The organism is Mycobacterium neumannii, assembly GCF_002245615.1.
Lineage (GTDB): Bacteria > Actinomycetota > Actinomycetes > Mycobacteriales > Mycobacteriaceae > Mycobacterium > Mycobacterium neumannii_A.
In genome coordinates, this window is sequence record NZ_NKCO01000026.1 from 16,947 (window position 1) to 40,018 (window position 23,072).

Genomic DNA, 23,072 nt, shown 5'->3' on the forward strand with positions numbered 1-23,072 from the left:
GGTGACCGACCGGTACCGCACGCTGCTGTTGCTCCGGCACGCCAAGTCGGACTACCCGCCGGGGGTCGGCGACCACGACCGCCCGCTGGCGCCGAGGGGCGTGCGCGAGGCCGGGTTGGCCGGCGACTGGCTGCGCGCCCACGCGCCCGCCGTCGACGCCGTGTTGTGTTCCACCGCGACCCGCACCCGCGAGACGCTCGCACGCACCCGCATCGCCGCGCCCGTCGAGTACCGCGATCGCCTCTACGACGCGACTCCGGGAGCGGTGATCGACGAGATCAACCGGGTCCAATCACACTTCGACTTCGAGGTCGGCACCCTGCTGGTGATCGGCCACGAGCCAGCGATGTCGGGTGTCGCGCTCGGCCTGGCCACCGTGGACGGCAGCAACACCGGTGCGGCCGAACAGATCTCGCTGAAGTTCCCGACGTCGTCCATCGCGGTGTTGCGCACCGGCGAACCGTGGAACCGGCTCACCCTCGACGGCGCCGCGCTGGTCACCTTCCACGTGCCGCGCTAGCCGGCGAAGCTACGCGCGGGTGGCGAGCGTCAACTCCATCAGCTTGATCGCCATTCCGCAGGCGTCCATCCCCGGCGACTGCGGGTTGATCCACCAACCGACCACCCCGGCCGCGTCGCTGGCCACACCGCACGCCCCGTTCGGATCGTTCGGCCGCATCACGATGGACTGGATCCCAGCGACCCTGCGGTCTTCGATCCGATAGTCCAGTCGCTGGGCCACCTCGCGCTCGTGGTCCAGATCGCCCTGTTCGAACCAGAATCTGGTGATGTCGATGAGGCCACCCGGGTTGGCCGCCTGCCAGCGGCACACCGCACCGACGAACGTGCTCTGGATGTCGAGGGGGTCGGCGCCGACGGTCTCGGCGAGGATGTCTTCGGTCAGCACCTCGCACTCCTTGAGCAGGTTCGGGTACTGGCGCTCGGAGTCTTCGTTGCGCGGTCCGCCGCCCGTCCCCGATTTGGCCGCCGTGCCTTCGACCGTCTGGGTGCAACCGGTGAGCACGGACAACGAAGCGAGCACGGCGACCATGCCCGCGATCAGCCGACGAGCGGACGCGGTTCTCATTCGGAGTTCACAATCGATTGGCGGGTCAGTTCCTTGGCCACCTCGCACGGATCCGGGAACGGCTTCGCGCCGTAGCTGACCGACCACTCGATGAAGTCGTCGTCGAACTGGATGCCGATCTCGCAGAGGTTGACGCCGTTGATCGGGTCCTCGCTGTACCCGATGAACCCGTCGTGGCCTTCGATGCTGATGTCTTCGACCGCGGTGCGCGACAGTTCCATGGTCTTGCGTTCACGCCCGATCGGGCTGCCGCGGAACCAGGTGAACGAGAAGTGCGGACCCAGGATGCTGCCACCGGCCAGCCACTGACATCCGACGGAGGTTTTCGCGGTGTTGATCAGCCCGGGAATCCGGGTCTGCTTGATGACCTCCTGGTCGCTGATGCCGCCGCATTGGGGGAAGAACGGGCCGTGCGAGACGTTCTCCGTGGGAGCTGTGGTGTCCTCGGGCACTTGCGGGCCTGCGGGTTCGGAATCCGAGCATGCGGACAGCGGAATGACCACGGCGGCCGCGAGGGCCAGGCAGCGGGTCACGCGCGTGCTGTGAGTCACGCCATGCACTGTAGCGGCAGCTCTGGGGGTCAACCACCGACATGCCGGTTGACCTGCCCATATATCGGATGTGCGACAGTAACGGGATGCTATGGGCGCTGCTGCGACAGTACGCGCGGCCATATCGGGCGCTGCTCGCCACCGTCGCCACGCTGCAATTGGTCAGCACGCTCGCCTCGCTGTACCTGCCGACGGTCAACGCCGCGATCATCGACGACGGCGTCGCGGTCGGGAACCTGCGCCGGATCGTCGAACTCGGCGGTGTGATGCTGGCGGTCACCGCACTGCAGGTGGTGTGCGCGGTGGGGGCGGTGTACTTCGGCTCGCGGGCGGGCATGGGCGTCGGCCGCGACCTGCGCGCGGCGATGTTCAACCACGTGACCGGGTTCTCGGCCGAGGATGCTGCACGATTCGGGGCACCGTCGCTGCTCACCCGCACCACCAACGACGTCCAGCAGATCCAACTGCTGGTGCAGCTGACCTGCACCATGCTGGTCACCGCGCCGATCATGTCGATCGGCGGAATCTTCATGGCGCTGCATCAGGACGCCGGGCTGTCCTGGCTGCTGTTGGTGAGCGTGCCGATCCTGGCCTTGGCCAACTACTGGATCGTGCGTCACCTGCTTCCGATCTTCCGCCGCATGCAACGAATGGTCGACGACATCAACCGGGTGATGCGCGACCAACTCACCGGCCTGCGTGTGATCCGCGCGTTCGCCCGAGAACCGTTCGAACGCAACCGGTTCGCCGAAGCCAACCACGCGCTGGCCGACACCGCGCTCGAAGCCGGACGGTGGCAGGCGCTGATGCTGCCCACGACGACACTGGTGATCAACGTCTCGAGCGTCGCGTTGATCTGGTTCGGTGGGCTGCGGATCGACGCCGGGCAGATGCAGGTGGGTTCGCTGATCGCGTTCCTGGCCTATTTCATGCAGATACTGATGGCGGTCCTGCTGGCCACGTTCATTCTCGTCATCATCCCGCGTGCGTCGGTGTGTGCTGAGCGGATATCCGAGGTGCTGTCGGTCGCACCGCACATCGTCAGCCCCGAAGACCCGGTGCGGCCGTCGAGGATCCGGGGCGAGATCCGGTTGGAGGCCGCGACATTCAGCTATCCCGGCGCTGAACGACCTGTACTGCAGGGTATTTCGCTGACGGCACGCTCGGGTACAACGACGGCGGTGGTCGGCTCCACCGGGTCAGGCAAGTCGACGCTGGTGTCGCTGATCTGCCGGATGTACGACGCGACGAGCGGTTCGGTGTATCTCGACGGCGTCGACGTACGCGACTACGACCCCGAGCAGCTGTGGTCGGTGCTCGGCCTGGTGCCGCAGCGCGGATACCTGTTCTCGGGCACCGTCGCTGACAATCTGCGGTACGGCAAATCGGATGCCACCGACGAGGAGATGTGGGCCGCGCTGCGAGTGGCCGCGGCCGACGACTTCGTGCGCGCCCACCCCGACGGCCTGGACATGAAGGTCGCGCAGGGCGGGGCTAATTTCTCGGGCGGACAGCGTCAGCGGCTGGCGATCGCCCGGGCGGTGATCCGCCGACCCGCGGTGTATCTGTTCGACGACGCGTTCTCCGCACTCGACGTGCACACCGACGCCCGCGTGCGCTCTGCGCTGCGTGAGGCGTCGGCAGAAGCGACGGTCATCGTTGTCGCCCAGCGCATCTCCACCGTGATCGAGGCAGATCAGATCGTGGTGATCGACGACGGCCGGATCGTCGGCATCGGCACTCACGAAACCCTGCTGAGGGACTGCCCGCAGTACGCCGAGTTCGCCGACTCCCAGTCGCTCGCCATCGTCGGGGACACCCAGTGACCGGCCCGATGGGCCGGCCGATCCGCGGCGTGATGCAGGCCCCGACCCAACGCTCGCGCGACTTCAAGGGTTCGGCGATCCGCTTGGTCAAGCGGCTGACACCGCAACGCGGCCTGACCGCGTGCGTCATACTCCTGGGCGTCGCGGGCATCGCGATCAGCGTCATCGGCCCGCGAATACTGGGGCACGCCACCGATCTTCTGTTCAACGGCGTCGTCGGCCGTGCGCTGCCCGCGGGGATCACCAAGGAGCAGGCCATCGACGCCGCCCGCGCCCGTGGTGACAGCACCTTCGCCGATCTGCTGTCGGGGATGAACGTCGTCCCGGGGCGAGGTGTCGACTTCGAGGCCGTCGGGCGGACCCTGCTGCTCGCGTTGGGGCTGTATCTCGTCGCCGCATTGATGGTGTGGTTGCAGGCCCTGCTCCTCAACGTCGCGGTGCAGCGCACCATGGCCACGCTGCGCTCCGACGTCCAGGACAAGCTGCATCGAATGCCGCTGTCGTATTTCGACTCTCGTCAACGCGGCGAGGTGCTCAGCAGGGTGACCAACGACGTCGACAACATCCAGGGCTCCTTGTCGATGACCATCAGCCAGCTGTTGACGTCCGTGCTGACGGTGTTCTCGGTGCTGGTGATGATGTTGACCATTTCACCGCTTCTGACACTGCTGACCGTGGTGACGGTGCCGCTGTCGCTGTGGGCGACCCGGGCCATCGCGCGCCGGTCGCAGCGACTGTTCGTCGCGCAATGGGCGAACACCGGCAGGCTCAACGCCCACATTGAGGAGACCTACAGCGGCTTCACGATCGTCAAGACCTTCGGTCACCGTGCCGCGGCGCAGGAGCGGTTCCGCGAGTGCAACGACGACGTGTATCACGCCGCCTTCGGCGCCCAGTTCTTCTCCGGTCTGGTCGGGCCGGCCACCACGTTCATCGGCAACCTGAGCTATGTCGCGGTCGCCGTGGTCGGCGGGTTGCAGGTGGCCACGGGCCAGATCACGCTGGGCAGTATCCAGGCGTTCATCCAGTACGTCCGCCAGTTCAACCAGCCGCTGACGCAGGTCGCGGGCATGTACAACACGCTGCAGTCCGGTGTGGCCAGTGCGGAGCGGGTTTTCGACCTGCTCGACGCGGAAGAGGAGGCGCCCGATCCCGCGGACCGGCTACCGGTCGCAGAGCCGGGAACGGGCGGGCAGGCCGGTCGGGTGGAGTTCGAGGACGTCACGTTCGGCTACCACCCCGACACCCCGGTGATCCGGAATCTGTCGCTGATCGCCGAACCCGGCAGCACGGTGGCGATCGTCGGGCCGACGGGCGCGGGTAAGACCACGCTGGTGAACCTGCTGATGCGGTTCTACGACGTCGACTCCGGCCGGATCCTGGTTGACGGCGTGGACATCTCGACGGTCAGCAGGGACTCGCTGCGGTCCCGCATCGGGATGGTGCTCCAGGACACCTGGCTGTTCGCGGGCACCATCTTCGAGAACATCGCCTACGGCAGACCTGATGCCTCCGAGGACGAGGTGATCGCGGCGGCCAAGGCGGCATACGTCGACCGGTTCGTCCACATGCTTCCCAACGGCTATCAGACCCACGTCAGCGACGACGGCGCCTCCATCAGCGCCGGCGAAAAACAGCTCATCACAATCGCGCGCGCGGTGCTGGCCCAGCCCAGCCTGCTGATCCTCGACGAGGCGACCAGCTCGGTGGATACCCGCACCGAGCTGCTGATCCAGCAGGCGATGGCCGAGTTGCGCCGCGACCGAACGAGTTTCATCATCGCCCACCGGCTATCGACCATCCGGGACGCCGACCGCATCGTGGTGATGGACGCTGGCGAGATCGTCGAACGCGGCACCCATGCGGAGTTGGTCGCTAAGCATGGCGCTTATTGGTCCATGACGCAGGCCTAAGCGTCGTACGCTCAAGGCGATGAGCGAAACGGTCTACACGTTCTGCCGGATCTGTCTGGCCTCATGCGGACTCGAGGTGACGGTCGAGGACAACCGCGTCACGAAGATCGCCGCCGACAAGCAGAATCCGCACAGCTGGCGGGACTTCTGCGCCAAGGGCCGCACCGCACACAGGCTCGTCGAGCATCCGCGCCGGATCCTCAACCCCATGCGCCGCGTCGGCGATTCCTACGTGGAGGCCACCTGGGACGAGGCCATCGCCGACATCGCCACCAGGATGAACGCCGCGATCGAGGCGGGTGGACCCGACGCAGTCGGCGTCTACTACGGCAACCCTGCGGGCTTCTCCTCGTCCAACGTCATCTTCATGAACGGCTGGCTGGACGCGCTCGGGACCCAGAACCGCTACGCCGTGGGCTCGGTCGACCAGAACGCGATGCACGTCGTCGCGGAGGCGATGTACGGCTCGATGCTGATGGTGCCCGTGTCCGACGTCGACAACTGCGACTACTTCCTGCTGGTCGGCACGAACCCCGCTGTGAGCGCGTGGAATTGGCTCGAGACGGTACCCGGTGGGTGGCGACGTGCACTGGCACGTCAACAACAGGGCGCGACGATCGTGGTGGTCGACCCGCTGCGCACCGAATCCGCCGAGAAGGCCGACGTGCACCTCGCGGTGCGTCCGGGGCAGGACTGGGCGCTGCTGCTGGCGATGGTGAAGGTCATCCTCGATGAGCGTCTCGAACATCGGCAGGACTGCGCGGAACTGGCCACCGGAGTCGGCGATCTGCATGCGCTGGTCGCCGACGTCGACCTCGACGAACTCGCCGCCCGCTGCGACATCCCCCGCGACCAGATCGAGCGGGTTGCCCGCGACTTCGCCGCAGCGCGCGGCGCCATGGTGGTCACGCGCACCGGGGTGTCGTTGCACATGGCGGGCACCGTCGCCGAGTGGCTCGGGCATGTGCTCAACGTGATCACCGGCCGGATGGACCGCCCCGGCGGACGCCGCTTCGAACCCGGCTACGTCGACGCGATCCGGATGTCGGCGATGGTCAAGGCCAAGCCGCACTACAGTCGGCTGCTGGGCCGCGAAATGGTCGCGGGCGCACACGCACTCAGCGAGTTGCCTGACGAGATCACCACACCGGGCCACGGTCAGATTCGCGCGCTGTTGATCAACTGCGGCAACCCCGTGATCTCCGGCCCCGACGGCGACAAGCTGGACCGTGCCCTGGCCGATCTGGACCTGTTGGTCGCGATCGACTTCGTCCAGCGGGAGAGCCACCGCCATGCACACTGGCTGCTGCCCGCGGCCCACTGGCTCGAGCGCAACGACCTGCTCGCGTTCACCAGCAACATGCACGACGAGCCATATCTGCAGTACGGCGCCAAGGTCGTCGAGCCGCCGCCGGGAGTGCGGCAGGAGTGGCGCATCTTCACCGACCTCGCGATCGCGATGGGCAGACCGCTGTTCGGCGCCAAGGGCCTCAACGGATTCATCAAGGCAACGCGGGCCGCGGCGCGTGTGACGCGCAGGCCGGCCCTGGAGTTCGGACCGCATTGGATCGACCGCCTGGTCGTGGCGACCTCACGAAAGATCAACGGGCGCAGGATCAAATGGCGAGACGTCATATCGCACCCGCACGGCTGGGTGTTGGGTCCCCGCGAGTTCGGGCATTTCCGCGACGCGTTGAGAACCGACGACAAGAAGGTGCACGCGGCACCATCCGAGTTCGTCGCGCGGACCCGCGAACTGCTCGCCGATCCGCTTCCGGCGGCACCCGTCGGCTATCCGTTCCAGTTGGCCAACCGTAGGCACCGGCACTCGATGAACTCGTGGCTCAACGACTTACCCGGGCTTCATCCCGCCGGTAAGGGCAACGACGTGATCATTCACCCGAAGGACGCGGCCGATCTCGGGGTGGGCGACGGCGACCTGGTCAGGGTATTCTCTCCGGTCGGCGAGGTCGAGTTGACGGCGGTGGTGGACGACCGTCCGCGTCAAGGGGTGATCATCGTCGACCACGGTTGGGGCTCACGGGTTTTCGATCCGCGCGGCCACGACGCGCCGGTCTCCTACGGCGCGAACCGCAACCTGTTGGTCGAAGGCGCTCCGGTGGACCCGCTGTCCCAGACGGCGGCGTTGAGTTCGCAATACGTTGGCGTGGAGCGGATCTAGAGGTTCGGGCCCTCGGCCCGCAGTTCGTCGACGTTGCGCATCGCCTCGCGCAGCTTGCCCAGCCACTCCTCGGCGTGCTCACCGACCAGCCGCACCGACCACACCAGCGCATCCGAGCGGGACCGCGCCACACCCGCGTCGACCAGCGTGTCGAGCACCTGACGTTCGGGTTGGCGCAGTCGCGTCATCACCGGAACGGCCATGTTGGTGAACATGATTCGCTCATAGCTGTCGGCGACCGGCGCCCCGATCTCGATGCCCCACGCGACCTTGCGCCCGTAGCGCGCCTCGGCCTCATCGGCGATGCGCATGCGTTCGGCGCGGGTCTCCTCACGGAACCGCGCGGCCCGTCCGGATGCGCGGGCCTCGCTCTCGTCGCCTTCGGGTTCCGCGAGCCTTCCGATGACGGTGATTTCCTCGCGGTCGACCACCACCGTCGGGTCTCCGCCGAACCAGCTCTCGGGAAGCCGACCGGCGAACCAGTCGGCGGCGTCGCCCGCATCGGGCTGCTGAGCCTGTTGCCAGCCGCCTTGGCGGCGCCGGCCATGGATGTCGTGTCGCATGATTACATGCTTACACCGTTACACCCCTACGAGGTGACTGTTCGCTGAGAGCGAACGCTCCAGGTCAGAAGGGGTTATCGACACCGACAAAACCGGACGACGTCTGTGACTAGCCGCGCTTGCGCAGCAGCAGCGCGCCGCCGCCGACGATCGCAGCGATCAACAGCAGAACGGCCAGCGTCGGGCTGACCAACCACCACACCAGCCCGACCGCGATGAGCGCAGGTGAGGCTACGAAGAGCACCATGCCCGGATGCTGCTTGAGGACCGCGAAGGCGCCCTGCGCCCGGACCCGGTCGATTTCCTTTGCCATGGCACAAGAATGCCAGTCGTCGAGTGGTTTCGGGCGGGATGGATCAGTGCGAAAAAGTACCTCACTACAGGAGGGCCGCCGGATTATTTTGTAAACCATGACAGCACCGAACAACGGAAGCTGGCGACCCGATCCCGAAGGTCGCTACGAGTACCGCTGGTGGGACGGGCGCAACTGGACCGACCAGGTGTCGCACCAGGGTCAGGTCGGCAGGGCGCCGCTGACGTCACTCGGCGGGCCCCCGCCGGCATCCCAGGCACCTCCGCAACAGACGGCGCCGCCCCAGGCCATGGCGGTCGGACAGCCTGCAGGCGACGGCTTCGGAGGGATCAGCGGCGATCTGGTGGACGGCCGGTTCAGCGAAAAAGAAGCCAAGGCCATCGCCAACCAGAACACCAAGATGTTGCGGGTGCGCCTCGGGGAGCCGTTCATGGCCCGGCAGGGCTCGATGGTGGCCTACCAGGGCAATGTCGACTTCGCGTTCGAGGGCGGCGGCGCCTCGAAGTTCATCAAGAAGGCGCTGACAGGTGAAGGGCTGCCGCTGATGCGCTGCCAGGGGCAGGGCGACGTCTTCCTCGCCGAGCGGGGCTACGACGTGCATCTGCTGCAGCTGACCAACTCCGGGTTGTCGATCAGCGGTAAGAACGTGCTGGCGTTCTCGTCGAACCTGAACTGGAACATCGAGCGTGTGCGGGGCGGCAGCATTGCGACCGGCGGCCTGTTCAACACCACGCTGCGCGGGACCGGTTGGGTGGCGCTGACGACCGACGGGCCCCCGGTCGTGCTCAATGCCGCTGAGGCGCCGACGTTCGCCGACACCAATGCGGTGGTGGCGTGGTCGGCGAACCTACAGACTCAGCTGAAGACCAGCTTCAAGGCGGGCGCGCTCATCGGCCGCGGCTCCGGTGAGGCGATCCAGGTCGCGTTCCAGGGGCAGGGATTCGTGATCGTGCAGCCCTCGGAGGGCGCACCGCCGGTCGCCACCACATAGTCACAGCTCGAGCAGCACGGTCACCGGGCCGTCGTTGACCAGCTGAACCTGCATGTGAGCGCCGAAGACACCGGTCGCCACCGATGCCCCCAGATCACGCAGCGCATCGGCGAACGCGGTGACCAGTGGCTCGGCGGTCGCGCGCGGCGCGGCGGCGTTCCATGCCGGGCGCCGTCCCTTGACGGTGTTCGCGTACAGAGTGAACTGGCTGACCACCAAGATCGGGGCGCCGACATCCGAGGCGGACTTCTCGTCGTCGAGAATCCGGAGCTGCCAGAGTTTTTCGGCCATCCGCCGAGTCTTGGCCGCGTCGTCGTCGTGCGTCACGCCGACCAACGCGAGCAGACCCTGCCCCTCGGGCTCGATCGCCCCGACGACCTCGCCGTCCACCGTGACGGCTGCTGAAGTGACCCGTTGGGTGAGAACACGCATGGATGCCGATGCTGCCACGGTGGTCGCGCGGGGGCGGGCTCCGCCCGAGTCAATACCCCTAGGGGGTATCAGGTAGCCTGGCTGCATGGCTACCACCACTGTCACAGTCACCGGAATGACCTGCCAACACTGCGCCGCATCGGTGCGCGAGGAGATCGGGGAGATCCCGGGCGTCAAGGCGGTCGACGTGGATGTCGCCAGCGGAGCGGTGACCATCGACAGTGACGCCCCCGTCGGGGCCGACGCCATCAAGGCCGCCGTGGAAGAGGCCGGCTATAAGTTGGCGAGCTGATGAAGACCGCCCCTCGGATCGCCGCGTTCATCGCCGCGCTCGCGGTGGTGTTCGCAGCCTCGATGTGGGTCGGCCGCTCGTTCGGCCCTGAGGGTGATGCCGCTACCGCGCAGCACTCCACCGCTCACGCAGATGCACAGGCCACCGAGGCGCCCGGCGGCTTAGAGGTGACCGAGAGCGGCTACACGCTGGACGTGCCACAACCGCTCCCGCCGGCGAACCGAGACTCTCCTCTGGAGTTCAGGATCCTCGACCAGCAGGGTTCTCCCGTGACGCATTTCGACGAAACTCACGAGAAGCTGTTGCACCTGATCGTGGTCCGCAACGACCTGTCCGCTTTCCAGCACCTTCACCCTGTGCTCGACGACCGCGGCACATGGCGGACTCCCGTGGATTTCGGCCGCGCGGGCGACTACCGCGTCTTCGCCGACTTCGTGCCCAGCGGCGGTCCCGCGCTCACGCTCGGGGCCAACGTGCATGTCGCAGGCCCATACTCCCCCGTTCCACTGCCCGCGGCCGACACGTCAGCGACCGTCGACGACTACACCGTCACGCTCAGCGGGACCCCGAAAGCCGGTGAGGCATCGACTCTTACGCTCAACGTCCACCGCAACGGGATTCCGGTCGACAACCTGCAGCCGTACTTGGGGGCTTACGGCCACCTCGTTGCGCTGCGGGCCGCCGACCTCGCATATCTGCACGTGCATCCGATGGGCGGACCCGGCGACCCGGGTACACGCCCGGGCCCGGCGATCGAGTTCCACACCACGTTCCCCAGCGCCGGGCAGTACCGCCTTTTCCTTGACTTCCAACACCGCGACGTCGTGCGCACAGCCGAGTTCACCGTGTCGGTCGATCCCTCCTCCGCGCAGCAGGACGTCCCCACCCACGACCACGGCGAGGCCGGCCATGGCCACTGACACGATCGAGCTGTCCATCGACGGTATGACCTGTGCGTCATGCGCGAACCGAATCGAGCGCAAGCTCAACAAGATCGAGGGCGTGACGGCCACAGTCAACTTCGCCACCGAGAAGGCGCGCGTCCAGTACAGCGCAGACGTGACCCCGGAGGCGTTGGTGGCCACCGTCGAAGACGCGGGGTATCAAGCGCACCTGCCTACCGAACAGGCGACCGCCGTCGAAGACGATCCGACCGCCACCCTGCGGTACCGGCTGCTGGTCTCACTCGCCTTGACGGTTCCGGTGATCGCGATGGCGATGATCCCCGCTCTGCAGTTCACGAACTGGCAGTGGCTCTCGCTGACGCTGACGGCGCCGGTAGTGGTGTGGGGGGCGTGGCCGTTTCACCGTGCCGCATGGGCGAACCTGCGCCACGGCAGCGCTACCATGGACACGCTGATCTCGATGGGCACGCTCGCCGCGCTGGGATGGTCGGTCTACGCGTTGTTCTGGGGCACCGCAGGCATCCCGGGAATGACCCATGGCTTCGAGCTGACGCTGTCACGCACCGACGGCTCGGGCAGCGTGTACTTCGAGGTCGCCGCAGGGGTCACCACGTTCATTCTGGCCGGGCGATATTTCGAAGCGCGTTCCAAGCGGCGCGCGGGCGCGGCCCTGCGTGCCTTGCTGGAGCTGGGCGCCAAGGACGTCGTGATTCGCAGCGATGGCCGCGAACAACGGATTCCGATCGATCAGCTCGGTGTCGGTGACGAATTCGTGGTGCGGCCCGGTGAGAAGATCGCCGCCGATGGCGTCGTGGTCGAGGGGGCCTCGGCGGTGGATGCGTCGATGCTGACTGGCGAAGCGGTTCCGGTGGACGTCGGACCCGGTGACGAGGTCGTGGGTGCGACGGTTAACGTCGACGGCCGACTCGTGGTGCGGGCCAAGCGGGTCGGCGGCGACACGCAGCTTGCCCAGATGGCGCGGCTGGTCGAGGACGCCCAGAGCGGGAAGGCCGACGCACAGCGGCTGGCCGACCGGATCTCGGGTGTGTTCGTGCCGGTTGTGATCGCGCTATCGGTTGCGACTCTGGGCTTCTGGTTGGGCACCGGGGCGTCGGCCGCGATGGCCTTCACCGCGGCGGTGGCAGTGCTGATCATCGCATGCCCGTGCGCGCTGGGGTTGGCCACGCCGACCGCCCTCATGGTCGGTACGGGTCGCGGCGCGCAGCTGGGCATCTTGATCAAGGGGCCCGAGGTGCTGGAGTCGACCAGGCGAATCGACACCATCGTGTTGGACAAGACGGGGACCATCACCACCGGCAGGATGACGTTGATCGACGTCGTCGCCGCCGACGCTGAACGGCCCGACGACGTGCTACGGATGGCCGGTGCGGTCGAGGATGGTTCCGAGCATCCGATCGCCAGGGCCATCGTGACAGGCGCGCGGGAGAAGCTGGGTGAGCTGCCGACGGTCGAAGGTTTCACCAACCTGCGCGGTCTCGGGGTGCGCGGACGGGTCGACGGGCGCGATGTGACCGTCGGACGGCAACGGCTGCTGTCGTCGCACGAGCTTCCCGCGTCGCTGAAAGTCACGGTGCGGCAGGAAGAATCACAGGGTCGCACCGCCGTCGTCGTCGGATGGGACGGTGAGGCCCGGGGGGTGTTGGTGGTCGCGGATGCGATCAAACCGACTTCACCCGAAGCGATCTCGCGGCTTCGTGCGCTGAGGCTGAAGCCGATCATGGTGACCGGCGACAACGAGGCCGCGGCCCGCACGATCGCCGCGGAGGTGGGCATCGAGGATGTCGTCGCCGAAGTACTGCCGCAGGACAAGGTGGATGCCGTTCAGCGCCTGCAAGCTGACGGCAAGGTGGTCGCGATGGTCGGCGATGGCGTCAACGACGCGGCGGCCCTCGCCCAGGCTGATCTCGGACTCGCGATGGGAAGCGGCACCGACGTCGCGATCGAGGCGAGCGATCTGACCTTGGTCCGCGACGACTTGAACGCGGTCCCCGACGCAATCCGCCTGTCTCGCAGGACGCTGGCGACGATCAAGGGAAACCTGTTCTGGGCGTTCGCTTATAACGTCGCGGCGTTGCCGTTGGCGGCGGCCGGGTTGCTGAACCCCATGATCGCCGGTGCGGCGATGGCATTCAGTTCGGTGTTCGTCGTCAGCAACAGCCTTCGGCTGCGCCGGTTCTCGGCTACCGCGTCGCGGTGATCTACAGCGTCGCGTTGATCGGGCCGAGCATGTCGCAGTTCGGCTCGAGCGCGTCCTGAAAGACCTTGCCGCAGCCGCGCCCGCTCGCGATGTAGGTCCCGCCCGGCTGATACGGCTCGAAGAACACTTGCGCGGCGGCCGGCCCTCGCGCCTGCGTGCACTGCCCCTGAGAGTCATGGCCGGCCTGGTGGACGCACGCGACGCTGTACGCCGGCTGGAACGGCGCACCGCAAGCGAGGAACGAGACCGTCGCCGTCACCTTGCTCACGCCGCCGGTGTTCACAACCTGCGGCGGCGACAGCGTGTAGCCGCATGCCGGCTGCGGCGGTTGCGCGTTCGCCGGACCCACACCGAGCAGACCGGATGATGCGACGAACAGCGTGACCAGCACGGCTTTTGCGACGCGGCTCATTCCTGGATCGTAGATCACCTACGCCAGCAGCCGTTTCGAAATGCCAGCGGTCGTCTCACGGCCCTTCGCTGCCTCGAACAATGGTTCGAACCGCTGCCAAGTTCAGTCGCCTCCCCGTCGCACGCGGAACAGCTTCACATCCGACTTGATGCCCTTGAGATGTCGCGCCCCCGCGAACGAGAACGAGAACCCCTCATCGTCACCGACGGCGTCGCGCGTCGACTCCGAGACCAGAACGGTGCCGGGCCGCGCGGCGCTGGTGATGCGGCTCGCGAGGTTCACCGCCCCGCCGAACCAGTCACCGGTGCGGCTCACCGCCATTCCGGTGGCCAGGCCGACGCGCAGCCGTGGGAAGTCCTCGTCGTCGTTGGTCTGCTCGACGAGGGTCAGCGCCGCGTCGAGCAGGGGTACCGGTTCCTGGCTCACGAGCATCACCTCGTCGCCGATCGTCTTGACGAACCGCACGGGCGGGACGGACGCCTCATGCGCGAGATCGAACAGCCGGTGGGCGAGCTGTTCCAGATCCTCCGGGGGCACCGCCTCGCCGAGTCTGGTGAAACCGACGAGATCGGCGAACGCGATCGTCACCAGCCGTGCGCCCGGCAGCCGTTGACCCTTCGCGCGCTCTGACGCGGTGATCGCCTCGGTCTCCATCAGATGGCGCAACTGCAACCGCAACATGTCCTGGATCATCGGACCGAGCAGCGGATCGGCCGTACGCACCAGGGCCTCGGCGTTCTTGGCGATGACGACTTCGGATGCGCCAGGGTCGAGCACCGAAGCCAGCCCGGCGTACCGCATCACCTCCGCGGCCTTCGACAGCCCCTCTGCGAGCACGCGCGTGATCTGGATGATCTGGTCGGGCAGGATTCCGATCTCGATGAAACGTTGACCGTACGCCGCGGCTTCGGCATCGGCACGCAGATGGACCTTGGCGTCGGGGTCATCGACTGTGGGCAGTCCCATCGCGCGTTGAATACGCTGCAGCAGTTCGAGATCGATGCCGGTCTTCTCGCTGGTTTCGCGCGCGGAGACGTAGACCCCGTCGTCGCCGAGCGCCTGACGCGCGCCGAGCAGCATCGGCAGGAACGCGTCTCGGATCACCTCGACGTCGATGCCTTTGCTCACCAACCACTCGACCAGCTCGGCGCGCTCGGCGCGCTCGTCACCTTCGAGCCCGTCGAGCAGACCGGACCCTTCGACGTCGAAGTCATCGGCCACCGGCCCAACGTATACCGCGTGCGATAGTCGAGGGATGGGTTCACCGGTGCTGTACGGGTTGCCGCCGATTGTCGGCGTTGATGCGCACACCTTGATCCTGGGCAATATGCCCAGCGTCATCTCGCTCGCCGCCCAGCGGTATTACGACAACCCACGCAATGCCTTCTGGCGTCATGGGCGACGTCTTCGGGTTCGCGGCCGACGCGCCGTACGAGCAGCGTTGCACTGGACTGACGGCTCACGGGATCGCCGCTTGGGACGTCTTGCACTCCTGTCAGCGCGAGGGCAGCCTCGACTCCGCGGTGAGGCTGGAAAGCATGGTGCCGAACGATTTTCAGCGCTTCTTCGATGAACACCGCGGCATCGAAGTGGTGCTGTTCAACGGTGCGGCGGCCGAGAGAAACTTCACGCGGCTCGTCCGCGTCGCAAGCGATCTGCGGTACCGACGACTGCCGTCGACAAGCCCGGCGCAGACCATGCCATTCGCCGACAAGCTCACGATCTGGCGCGAAGCCCTTTCCGAGGCGGCGACTTAGGACACGGGCGGACGCCGGTGCGCCCACGGGCGTACGCGCTCGATCTGCCCGGCGAGCGACAGCAGCGTCGCCTCATCGAAGGGCCTGCCCACCAACTGCACGGACGTCGGTACGCCGGCACCGTCGAAACCCCACGGCACCACCGCCGCCGGCTGACCCGTCACGTTGAACAACGCCTGGAACGGCACTCGCGAGGCCACCGACAACAGCGTCGACAGCATCCCCCGGCGCTGATACGCCCCGATGCGCGAGGGGCCCCTTGCCGTCCCCGGGGTGAGCACCACGTCCACGTCGTCGAAAATGGACTGAATCCGGTCGGCGGTACGGGCTTCCGCGTCGCGGATGGCCGCCATCCTCCGATCGGAGATCATTCCGCCGACCCGTGCGAAGCTGCGTGTCCTGGCGTCCAGCCGCTCCGGATGGGGCAGCGTCTGGACGTCGTCGTAGCAGCCCCTGAAATACCGCGGCAGTGCCTGGTCGATCATCACCGATGCCGGGTAATCCGGGTCGCGGTCGACCACCTCGTGACCGAGTTCCCGCAGCAGCTCACCCGACTCCTTCAGCGCCGCGCGCTGCGCATGTCCCACCCGGCTCGTCAGCAGCGGAGGAAGCTTGTCGCTCAACGCAATTCGGAGGCGTCGAGGTTCTGCGGAGGCGGCCGCGACGAATCCGGATTCCCCCGTCGTCGCCTCCAAGAACAGCGCCGCGTCCTCCACCGTTCTGGTGATCGGGCCGTTGACGCTGAGGCCGTTCCACGCGTCGTCGTGCGGCGCGATGGGCACCCGGTCTCGTTGCGGTTTGAGGCCGAACAGTCCGCACCACGTCGCCGGAATGCGGATGGAGCCCATTCCGTCGGAACCGAGCGCGATCGGCGCCAGACCCGCGGCCACCGCCGCGCCACTTCCGCCGCTGCTTCCGCCGGGCGCGAAGTCGACGTTCCACGGGTTGCGGGTCGCGCCGAACGTCACCGTCTCGGTGAACGGCCACAGCATCAGCTCCGGCACCGTGGTCTTGCCGATGATCACCGCGCCCGCGTCGCGTAGCCGCTGCACCACGTCCGCGTCGCGGGTCTTGGCGGGCCCGTGTGCGGCGCTGCCGTAGGTCGTCGTCTCACCCTCGATGTCGACGTCGTCCTTGATCGCTATCGGCACGCCCAACAATGGCGCCCGCTCCCCCGCGTCAAGCCGCCGTTGCGCGGCGTCCGCTTCGCGTCGTGCGCCGGCTTCGAGCACCACGCGGTACGAGCGAAGCGTGGTGTCGAGTCGAGCGATCCGCTCGAGATAGTGGCCGAGCAATTCCGGAGCGGTGATGACGCCGGACGCGAGCAACCGCGCCTGCTCAGCGGCGCCTGCGAAGACAAGCTCGCTGGTGTCCACGGCCGCAGCGTAGCCGCTCAGACCCGGTGTCGGTCGGCGTATTCACCGGGTGTAGCACCCAGCATCGTCCGGAAATCGTTGATGAAATGCGCTTGGTCGTACCACCCGAGGCGCACGGCGAGGTCGGCGAAGTCCACGCCCGGGTTCGTCTCGATCTCGAGCGCCGCCTGCTGCAGTCGGTAGCGGCACAGCACCCACTTGACCGGCACGCCGACATACCGGCGGAAGACCCGTTGTGTGGTGCGCGTGCTCCACGGCGACAGGTGCATCACCTGTTCCACCCGGTGCAGCTGATCGTCGTCACTGATCCGGTCGACCAGATCGCGGAGGGCCAAGTAGGTCTCGTCGAGTCCACCGCTGTGTGCCGCGATCAAATCGTCGAGGCGCAGGGCGGCCGATGCCACATCGTCGTGGAGATCGACCACCGAGCCGAAGAGACCATCGTCCACCGGCGCCACTCGTCCGGTCAGGGTCGACGCGTCGCGATCGAAGCGCGCGGTGAAGCCTCCGGGGTGGAATCGCGCGCCCACCACTGCGCCGCGTCCGCCGATGGTCGTCTCGAACACGCGGTCCACGACGCCGTGCACCAAATTGTTCGGTAACGCAAAGCCGTGGCGCGCTTTGTCACTGCCCCATTCATGAGTGATGTGCACCGACGGAAATGTGATCACCGTGCTGGTGAACGGCTCTTCGTCAGCGAGATCCCACTGAACCGACCAGAAGTGCTCAACGAACGGAGCCGCTCGGCGCGAAGGAGCCCAGCGGTCGAGGTCGAATACCGAGGCGCTCGCGGCGCGCCCGACGACACCGCGCACGGGCTTCGCATGTACCGACGTTCCGCCATCGCACATGGGATCGAGGCTACGAAACGTCGCCATGCCCGAGGCATTCGGACTGTCGCGAAATTCCAATAACCCCGGGGCATGGGGCATCCAAAGTGGCGACCATGACCGTCAACAAGATGCCCGAGGGCTACACCAGCCTGACCCCCTTCCTCTGCCTCGACGGCGCCGCGGCCGCGATCGACTTCTACACCTCGGTGTTCGGCGCCACGCTGGTCGACCGTATGGACGGTCCGAACGGCACCGTGGCGCACGCCGAACTCGACTTCGGCAACGGCCGCCTGCAACTCGGCGATCCCGCCGAGGCGTACCAGATCGCCGCGCCGGACCCATCCGGACCTGCCACGTATTCGATCGGGCTGTACTGCGAGGACGTCGACGCGGTCGTGTCGAGGGCCGAACAGGCCGGAGCCGTCGTGCGAGAACCGGCGCAGACGTTCGTCACCGGCGACCGGTTCGCGTCGATCGTCGACCCGTTCGGCACTCGCTGGTCGGTGATGACACGCGTCGAGGACATCTCTGGTGAGGAGCGAGATCGGCGGTTGGCCGCATGGGCGAACGAGAACGTCGCGGGCTGAGCGCTACCGTGGCGGCATGTCCTGTGTGTTCTGCGCCATCGTCGCCGGCGAGGCCCCGGCCATCCGCATCTACGAAGACGACGACGTCCTCGCCATCCTCGACATCCGCCCGTTCAGCCGCGGACACACGCTGGTGATCCCGAAGCGGCACACGGTGGACCTGACCGACACGCCGCCGGAGACCGTCGCCACCTTGGCGCGGGTGGGCCAGCGGATCGCGCGTGCCGCACGCCGGTCCGGTTTGCACGCCGACGGCAACAACGTGGTGATCAACGACGGCAAGGCCGCGTTTCAGACGGTGTTCCACATCCATCTGCACGTGCTGCCGCGACAGCAGGGCGACAAGCTCTCGTTCGCCAAGAACATGCTCCTTCGCCGCGACCCGGACCGTGAGGAGTCGGGACGGCTGCTGCGCGAGGCGCTGGCGGAACTCGACTCGGCTGCGCAAGACTGAGCCCATGAGCATGCCCTGGTACGAGAAGTACATCGGTTACCCGATGCTGTTGCTGCACGACAAGATCTACAAGGGCACCAACGGCCGCATCGGCCACACAGTCCCTGGCGCACCGTCGATGCTGATCCTGCACACGGTCGGCGCGAAAACCGGTTTGCAGCGGTCCAATTCGCTCGCCTATACCCGCGACGGAGACGACTATCTGGTGGTCGCGTCCAAGGGAGGCGAACCGAAAGCGCCCGGGTGGTATCACAACCTCAAGGCCGATCCGAACGTCGAGATCAACGTCGGCCCGAAGCGGATCAAGGTCACCGCGACCCCCGTCACTCACGATGATCCCGACTTCCCGCGACTGTGGAAGATCGTCAACGAGATGCGCGGCAACAAGGACCGCTACATCGGCTATCAGAAGCGGACGTCACGTCCGATCCCGGTGGTCAGGCTGAAGCCTGATAACCGGCCCGCCGGTTGACGCCTGATAACCGGCCCGCCGGCTGACGCCTGATAACCGGCCCGCCGGTTGACGCCTGATAACCGGCCCGCCGGTTGACGCCGGCCTAGAACAACTCTTTGGCCAGCAGTTCCAGCGTGTTGTCGCGCGCTGGCGCGGTCGCCGGGTCGGTGCCGCGGCGGGCCGAAGCCACCGGGTTGACCATGACCTCATCGACACCGAACCGGTCGGCCAGCGCACGCACCTGCTCGGCCGCCTCGGTCGGATCCCCGACGACAGCGCGCCCGAAGGAGGCTTCGGCGATGCGCTGCGCCTGCGGTGTGAGCTCCTGCTGTTGGGCGTCCTCGACGAGATCCAACGGACCCAACGGTTGACCGGTGCGCAGCCGCGCCATCATCTGAAGGTTGGGCAACGCCAAAGCCTCTGCCTCCTCACGTGTTTCGGCGACGACCGCGTTGACCGTGAGGAAGGTGACGGGTTCGGGCGCCAGCTCACTGGTCCGGAACTCCGAGCGGTACACCTCCAGCGCCTCCGCGGTGCCCTGGCCCGAGAAGTGGTGGGCGAACACGTACGGCAGTCCCTTCGCGGCGGCCAAGTGCGCCGAATACATCGACGACCCCAGAAGCCACAGCTTCGGTTCGCTCACCGCAGCGGGTGTCGCCTTGAGGACGTAACGCTGATTCGGAATCGGCACGCGCACGCCGCGCGCACTCATCAAAGCGACCACGTCGTCGAGGTAGTCGGGGAAGGCCTCAATGTCACGATCGTCGCGACCGGCGGCACCGCGCAGCGCCATCGACGTCACCGGGTCCGAGCCCGGCGCGCGGCCGATGCCGAGGTCGATGCGTCCAGGGTGGGCCGCCTCCAAGAGTGCGAACTGCTCGGCGACGGCCAGCGGCGCGTGATTCGGCAGCATCACCCCGCCGGATCCGACCCGGATGTGTTCGGTGTGCGCAGCGAGGTGCGCAATGAGCACCGGTGGGCTGGTGGCCGCCACCGAGGGCATGTTGTGGTGCTCGGCGACCCAGAAGCGGGTGTAGCCGAGGCGGTCGGCGGTCTGCGCGAGCCGCGTCGACGCTGCCAGCGCATCGGAGGTCGACTGGTCGGTGCGCACCGGTACGAGATCAAGGACTGAGAGACGCATAGCAATCACAACGCATTTGAGCGCATGGACGTTCCCCGTACCGCGTCCACCAGCGCTTCCGGGTCGGGCTGCTGTTGCAGGAGGCGCTGGATCGGCCGCAGCGCGCGTTCGACGCTCATCACGCGCATCGCGAGCTCGCGGGCGACGGCGAGCGACCGGCTGCGGCGGAACATCACCTTGGCGAGTTGGCGCGAGTTGTCCTGGGCCGCCTCGATGCGGGGACGTTGTCCGCGTTCGTAGGCGCGCAGCAGCTCACCGAGTGCGATGCGGGGCGCATGGCGGAGCACGCGGCTGAGCACCCACGCCGACTCCATCGCCATGCCCGCACCCACGCCGGCGGTCGGCAGAAACCCGGCCGCCGCGTCACCGAGCAGAACGGTGTGCTCGGTCGTCCAGCGCGGGGCGCGGCAGTCGGTCAACGACCAGTAGTAGGGAGCCGGATCGGTGGCGACGGCGGCCATCGCGCGGTCCAGTCTGGGGTTGACGGTCTTGAGGCCACGGCGCATCGCCGTGACGAAGGGCGCGGGACCTGCCGCGGTGTCCTCACGCGGCCCGCCGAGGAACACCCCGAGCGCATCGGCCACCGGATACATCGCGACCATGCCGCCCGCTCCCCACAACTCCTCACCGAGATCGGAGTCGCCTTCGTCGGGCGCCCACACCACCCAGCCGCCCCAGCCGGTGTCCTCCCACTGCACCGATTGCCCCTCGAACACGAAATCGCGTGACTTCGAGTGCATTCCGTCGGCGATCACGACGAGATCGAAATGCAAGCGGTGATCGGCGCCTTGGCTCCTCACGCGGACGTCGACACCCGCCGACGTCTCCGCCAGGTCGGTGACCACCGAGTCGTACGTCACCGGGCAGCCCGCCTCGGCCAGTACATCGATCAGCCGACCGCGGGCAATGCCGCGGTAGTCGCCGTACCGCGACATCAGGTCGACGGTCGAGTCCGTCCGCAGCATGCGGCCGGTGTGACCGTGCACGGCGTACCGCTTCAGCGGAACGCTCGCCGCGCGATACGCGTCGCGCACGGCGAGGTCGTCGAGTGCGGCGTCGACCATCGGCATCAACGCGAGCATGTAGCCCTGCGCGGGCGCGCTTTCGGCGCGCTCGATCAGGACCGGGTGCCTGCCGTCCCCGCGGAGCAGTTGCGCAACCGTCACACCGGCGATCCCGGCGCCGACAACCAAAATTCGCAATTCGTCCGCGGTCGCCTGCTGGTATTGCTCTTCTAGGCTTCTCGGACTCAACATGTTTTCCACGCTACCATTAAGTGGACCGGGTGGTCCACTCTGTTATCCTGAATCGTGACCTCGGCAAGAATCGCCCGCATGCCCGCAGAGAGGCGACGGCGTTTGGTGGAGACGGCGGCCCTCGAATTCGGTTCCGCGGGTTATGAACACGCGTCGCTCAACCGGATCATCGAGCAGTGCGCGATGAGCAAGAGTTCGTTCTACTACATCTTGTCTTCGAAGGCGGAACTCTACGAATTCGTGGTGGGGGAATTGATCGCTGAAGTGGCAGCCGAAATCGACGTCATCGAGCCCGAGGAATTCGCGGGAACGGAATTCTGGCCGAAAATCGAACGGTACTTCACGAAGCTCGTCCGGGCCTCGCAGCGCGAGCCCACATTCCTGCTGCTGGGACGGATGTTCTACCTGCAGGCCCCCGACCCGGCGAAAACCGCCGTCGGCGGAGCGCTCGGAGCAGTCCGGGAGTGGGTGCGCCGGGTGCTGCACGTCGGTCGTCGATCCGGTGCCGTCCGCACCGACCTGCCCGAGCCGTTGCAGGCGGAGCTCGTTTTCCGAATTCTGCAGGTCTTCGACGAATGGACCATCGCGCACTACGACGACTTCGCGGATTCGGCCCTGCAGGAGTTGGCCGTCGCCCAGTTCGCGACTATTCGACGGACGCTAGCGCCTTAGCCGTGCGGAACACATCGTCGAACATCTGCGGCGTCAGCTTGCCGGTGAACGTGTTCTGCTGGCTGGGGTGGTAGCAGCCCACCAACGTGACGCCGCCCATCTCGGCGGTGGCGGCGTGGCCGAACTTCGGCGCGGGCACCGGCACCGGCACACCGCCCGTGCGCAGCATCTGCAGCGCCGCCCGCCATGCGAACCCGCCGAGCGCGACGACCACGCGCACGTGCGCAGCCGTCAGCCGCCATTCGGCATCCAGCCACGGAGCGCAGGTCGCGCGTTCGGCGGGTGTCGGCGCATTGGCCGGCGGTGCACAGCGCACGGCGGCGGCCACGCGGGTCTCGTTGAGCGCCAAGCTATCTGCCGCGTCGACACACAGCGCCTGGTTCGCCAGGCCCACCCGGTGCAGCGCCGCGAACAGAAAATCGCCCGACCGGTCGCCGGTGAAGATCCGGCCGGTGCGGTTGGCCCCGTGGGCCGCGGGCGCGAGACCGACGACGAACACCCGGGGCCGCGATGACCCCCAGCCCGGAGCCGGACGGCCCCAGTACGGCTCGTCGGCGTAGGACCTGCGCTTGACGACGGCGGCCTCCTCACGCCACTCGACCAGACGGGGACAGGCGCGGCACACCGATACCTCGGCGTCGAGCTCTGCGAGCGACTGCGTCGCCGCGGCCATCGACACGACGTGCGCGGCGGTCTGCGCGACGGCGGTCCTAGACGTGGCGGGGTCACCCGGCCAGCCCGAGCCGGGAGGAACCGGCGACGTGAACCGCCCACCGGTCCGCGGGTGAGGCAAGCGCTGCACAGCACCACTGTGCCTGGTAGGGAAATCTGATGCCGAACGGGCCTGTGCGCTGTTA

Annotated in this window: 24 protein-coding genes and 1 pseudogene; 13 read left to right on the forward strand and 12 right to left on the reverse strand. The window is 67.3% G+C overall.

Going from position 1 to position 23,072, the window contains the following annotated elements; all coding sequences use genetic code 11:
• The first annotated feature begins 1 nt into the window (after window position 1).
• Window positions 2–520 carry a SixA phosphatase family protein gene (locus CEX88_RS22375; RefSeq protein ID WP_094295183.1) on the forward strand — a complete coding sequence of 173 codons (519 nt, stop codon included), beginning with the start codon at window positions 2–4 and terminating at the stop codon, window positions 518–520.
• Window positions 521–529: 9 nt separating this feature from the next.
• Here the strand turns inward: CEX88_RS22375 and CEX88_RS22380 are convergent, their stop codons facing one another.
• Window positions 530–1,087: a DUF3558 domain-containing protein gene (locus CEX88_RS22380; protein WP_094295184.1), complete on the reverse strand. Its 558-nt coding sequence runs from the start codon at window positions 1,085–1,087 to the stop codon at window positions 530–532.
• Window positions 1,084–1,647: a DUF3558 domain-containing protein gene (locus CEX88_RS22385; protein ID WP_066842526.1), complete on the reverse strand. Its 564-nt coding sequence runs from the start codon at window positions 1,645–1,647 to the stop codon at window positions 1,084–1,086. The genes CEX88_RS22380 and CEX88_RS22385 overlap by 4 nt, the downstream gene beginning before the upstream one ends.
• Window positions 1,648–1,724: 77 nt before the next feature.
• Between CEX88_RS22385 and CEX88_RS22390 the strand changes: the two genes are divergently transcribed.
• Genes CEX88_RS22390 through CEX88_RS22400 form a run of 3 tightly spaced genes read left to right on the forward strand, consistent with a single transcriptional unit; the run spans window position 1,725 to window position 7,559 of the window.
• Window positions 1,725–3,464 carry an ABC transporter ATP-binding protein gene (locus CEX88_RS22390; protein ID WP_094295185.1) on the forward strand — a complete coding sequence of 580 codons (1,740 nt, stop codon included), beginning with the start codon at window positions 1,725–1,727 and terminating at the stop codon, window positions 3,462–3,464.
• A gap of 8 nt (window positions 3,465–3,472) precedes the next feature.
• Window positions 3,473–5,377, forward strand: coding sequence for an ABC transporter ATP-binding protein (locus CEX88_RS22395; protein ID WP_094295220.1), 1,905 nt, complete (start codon window positions 3,473–3,475; stop codon window positions 5,375–5,377).
• A 19-nt stretch (window positions 5,378–5,396) separates the two neighbouring features.
• Window positions 5,397–7,559, forward strand: coding sequence for a molybdopterin-containing oxidoreductase family protein (locus CEX88_RS22400; protein WP_094295186.1), 2,163 nt, complete (start codon window positions 5,397–5,399; stop codon window positions 7,557–7,559).
• Here CEX88_RS22400 and CEX88_RS22405 read toward each other — a convergent pair.
• Together CEX88_RS22405 and CEX88_RS22410 are read right to left on the reverse strand one after the other, a co-directional pair.
• Window positions 7,556–8,122 (reverse strand): hypothetical protein, encoded by a 567-nt coding sequence (locus CEX88_RS22405; protein ID WP_094295187.1) that lies wholly within the window; start codon window positions 8,120–8,122, stop codon window positions 7,556–7,558. The two genes, CEX88_RS22400 and CEX88_RS22405, sit on opposite strands and share 4 nt — an antisense overlap.
• A 109-nt stretch (window positions 8,123–8,231) precedes the next feature.
• Window positions 8,232–8,435, reverse strand: a complete 204-nt coding sequence (locus CEX88_RS22410) for a hypothetical protein (RefSeq protein WP_066842530.1) — start codon at window positions 8,433–8,435, stop codon at window positions 8,232–8,234.
• Between the two features lie 97 nt (window positions 8,436–8,532).
• Here CEX88_RS22410 and CEX88_RS22415 point away from each other — a divergent pair, with 97 nt between their 5' ends.
• Entirely contained in the window at window positions 8,533–9,426 is an 894-nt protein-coding gene (locus CEX88_RS22415) for an AIM24 family protein (protein WP_066842531.1), read from the forward strand.
• On the opposite strand, the gene dtd is transcribed toward CEX88_RS22415, so the two are convergent.
• Window positions 9,427–9,858 (reverse strand): D-aminoacyl-tRNA deacylase, encoded by a 432-nt coding sequence (dtd, locus tag CEX88_RS22420; protein ID WP_094295188.1) that lies wholly within the window; start codon window positions 9,856–9,858, stop codon window positions 9,427–9,429.
• 85 nt (window positions 9,859–9,943) lie between these two features.
• On the opposite strand from dtd, the gene CEX88_RS22425 reads away from it, so the two are divergent.
• The 3 genes from CEX88_RS22425 to CEX88_RS22435 are packed head-to-tail and all read left to right on the forward strand — an operon-like array spanning window position 9,944 to window position 13,273.
• Window positions 9,944–10,150, forward strand: a complete 207-nt coding sequence (locus CEX88_RS22425; RefSeq protein WP_066842533.1) for a heavy-metal-associated domain-containing protein — start codon at window positions 9,944–9,946, stop codon at window positions 10,148–10,150.
• On the forward strand, window positions 10,150–11,070 hold the full coding sequence (locus CEX88_RS22430) for a hypothetical protein (protein ID WP_066842535.1): 921 nt from the start codon (window positions 10,150–10,152) through the stop codon (window positions 11,068–11,070). Before CEX88_RS22425 ends, CEX88_RS22430 begins: the two co-directional genes overlap by 1 nt.
• Window positions 11,060–13,273 (forward strand): heavy metal translocating P-type ATPase, encoded by a 2,214-nt coding sequence (locus tag CEX88_RS22435; protein WP_094295189.1) that lies wholly within the window; start codon window positions 11,060–11,062, stop codon window positions 13,271–13,273. The genes CEX88_RS22430 and CEX88_RS22435 overlap by 11 nt, the downstream gene beginning before the upstream one ends.
• Window position 13,274: 1 nt before the next feature.
• Here CEX88_RS22435 and CEX88_RS22440 read toward each other — a convergent pair whose 3' ends face one another.
• Both CEX88_RS22440 and CEX88_RS22445 read right to left on the reverse strand, forming a co-directional pair.
• The gene (locus CEX88_RS22440; RefSeq protein ID WP_094295221.1) at window positions 13,275–13,685 is read right to left on the reverse strand and encodes a hypothetical protein; all 411 of its coding nucleotides are present in this window, start codon (window positions 13,683–13,685) and stop codon (window positions 13,275–13,277) included.
• 102 nt (window positions 13,686–13,787) lie between these two features.
• A complete protein-coding gene (locus CEX88_RS22445; protein ID WP_066842539.1) occupies window positions 13,788–14,906 on the reverse strand; it encodes an adenylate/guanylate cyclase domain-containing protein in 1,119 nt (372 codons plus the stop codon).
• A gap of 34 nt (window positions 14,907–14,940) precedes the next feature.
• Between CEX88_RS22445 and CEX88_RS22450 the strand changes: the two are divergent.
• A pseudogene (locus tag CEX88_RS22450) lies at window positions 14,941–15,442 on the forward strand (DNA-deoxyinosine glycosylase).
• Here CEX88_RS22450 and CEX88_RS22455 read toward each other — a convergent pair.
• Window positions 15,439–16,818, reverse strand: coding sequence for an amidase (locus tag CEX88_RS22455; RefSeq protein ID WP_094295191.1), 1,380 nt, complete (start codon window positions 16,816–16,818; stop codon window positions 15,439–15,441). The pseudogene CEX88_RS22450 and the gene CEX88_RS22455 overlap by 4 nt on opposite strands.
• 17 nt (window positions 16,819–16,835) lie before the next feature.
• Window positions 16,836–17,669, reverse strand: coding sequence for an AraC family transcriptional regulator (locus CEX88_RS22460; RefSeq protein WP_094295192.1), 834 nt, complete (start codon window positions 17,667–17,669; stop codon window positions 16,836–16,838).
• Window positions 17,670–17,764: 95 nt separating this feature from the next.
• Here CEX88_RS22460 and CEX88_RS22465 point away from each other — a divergent pair, with 95 nt between their 5' ends.
• From CEX88_RS22465 to CEX88_RS22475, 3 genes are read left to right on the forward strand one after another with little or no spacing between them, the layout of a single operon-like run.
• Window positions 17,765–18,238, forward strand: coding sequence for a VOC family protein (locus CEX88_RS22465; protein WP_094295193.1), 474 nt, complete (start codon window positions 17,765–17,767; stop codon window positions 18,236–18,238).
• A 16-nt stretch (window positions 18,239–18,254) separates the two neighbouring features.
• Entirely contained in the window at window positions 18,255–18,692 is a 438-nt protein-coding gene (locus CEX88_RS22470; RefSeq protein ID WP_068194338.1) for an HIT family protein, read from the forward strand.
• A 10-nt stretch (window positions 18,693–18,702) separates the two neighbouring features.
• Window positions 18,703–19,164, forward strand: a complete 462-nt coding sequence (locus tag CEX88_RS22475; RefSeq protein WP_094295222.1) for a nitroreductase family deazaflavin-dependent oxidoreductase — start codon at window positions 18,703–18,705, stop codon at window positions 19,162–19,164.
• Between the two features lie 85 nt (window positions 19,165–19,249).
• On the opposite strand, the gene CEX88_RS22480 is transcribed toward CEX88_RS22475, so the two are convergent.
• Complete coding sequence (locus CEX88_RS22480) at window positions 19,250–20,287, reverse strand: LLM class flavin-dependent oxidoreductase (protein ID WP_094295194.1); 1,038 nt, start codon at window positions 20,285–20,287, stop codon at window positions 19,250–19,252.
• Window positions 20,288–20,292: 5 nt separating this feature from the next.
• Complete coding sequence (locus CEX88_RS22485) at window positions 20,293–21,543, reverse strand: FAD-dependent oxidoreductase (protein ID WP_094295223.1); 1,251 nt, start codon at window positions 21,541–21,543, stop codon at window positions 20,293–20,295.
• A 78-nt stretch (window positions 21,544–21,621) separates the two neighbouring features.
• On the opposite strand from CEX88_RS22485, the gene CEX88_RS22490 reads away from it, so the two are divergent.
• The gene (locus CEX88_RS22490) at window positions 21,622–22,215 is read left to right on the forward strand and encodes a TetR/AcrR family transcriptional regulator (RefSeq protein WP_094295195.1); all 594 of its coding nucleotides are present in this window, start codon (window positions 21,622–21,624) and stop codon (window positions 22,213–22,215) included.
• Here CEX88_RS22490 and CEX88_RS22495 read toward each other — a convergent pair.
• Window positions 22,190–23,008 (reverse strand): uracil-DNA glycosylase, encoded by an 819-nt coding sequence (locus CEX88_RS22495; RefSeq protein WP_202931618.1) that lies wholly within the window; start codon window positions 23,006–23,008, stop codon window positions 22,190–22,192. The genes CEX88_RS22490 and CEX88_RS22495 overlap by 26 nt on opposite strands.
• Between the last annotated feature and the right edge of the window lie 64 nt (window positions 23,009–23,072).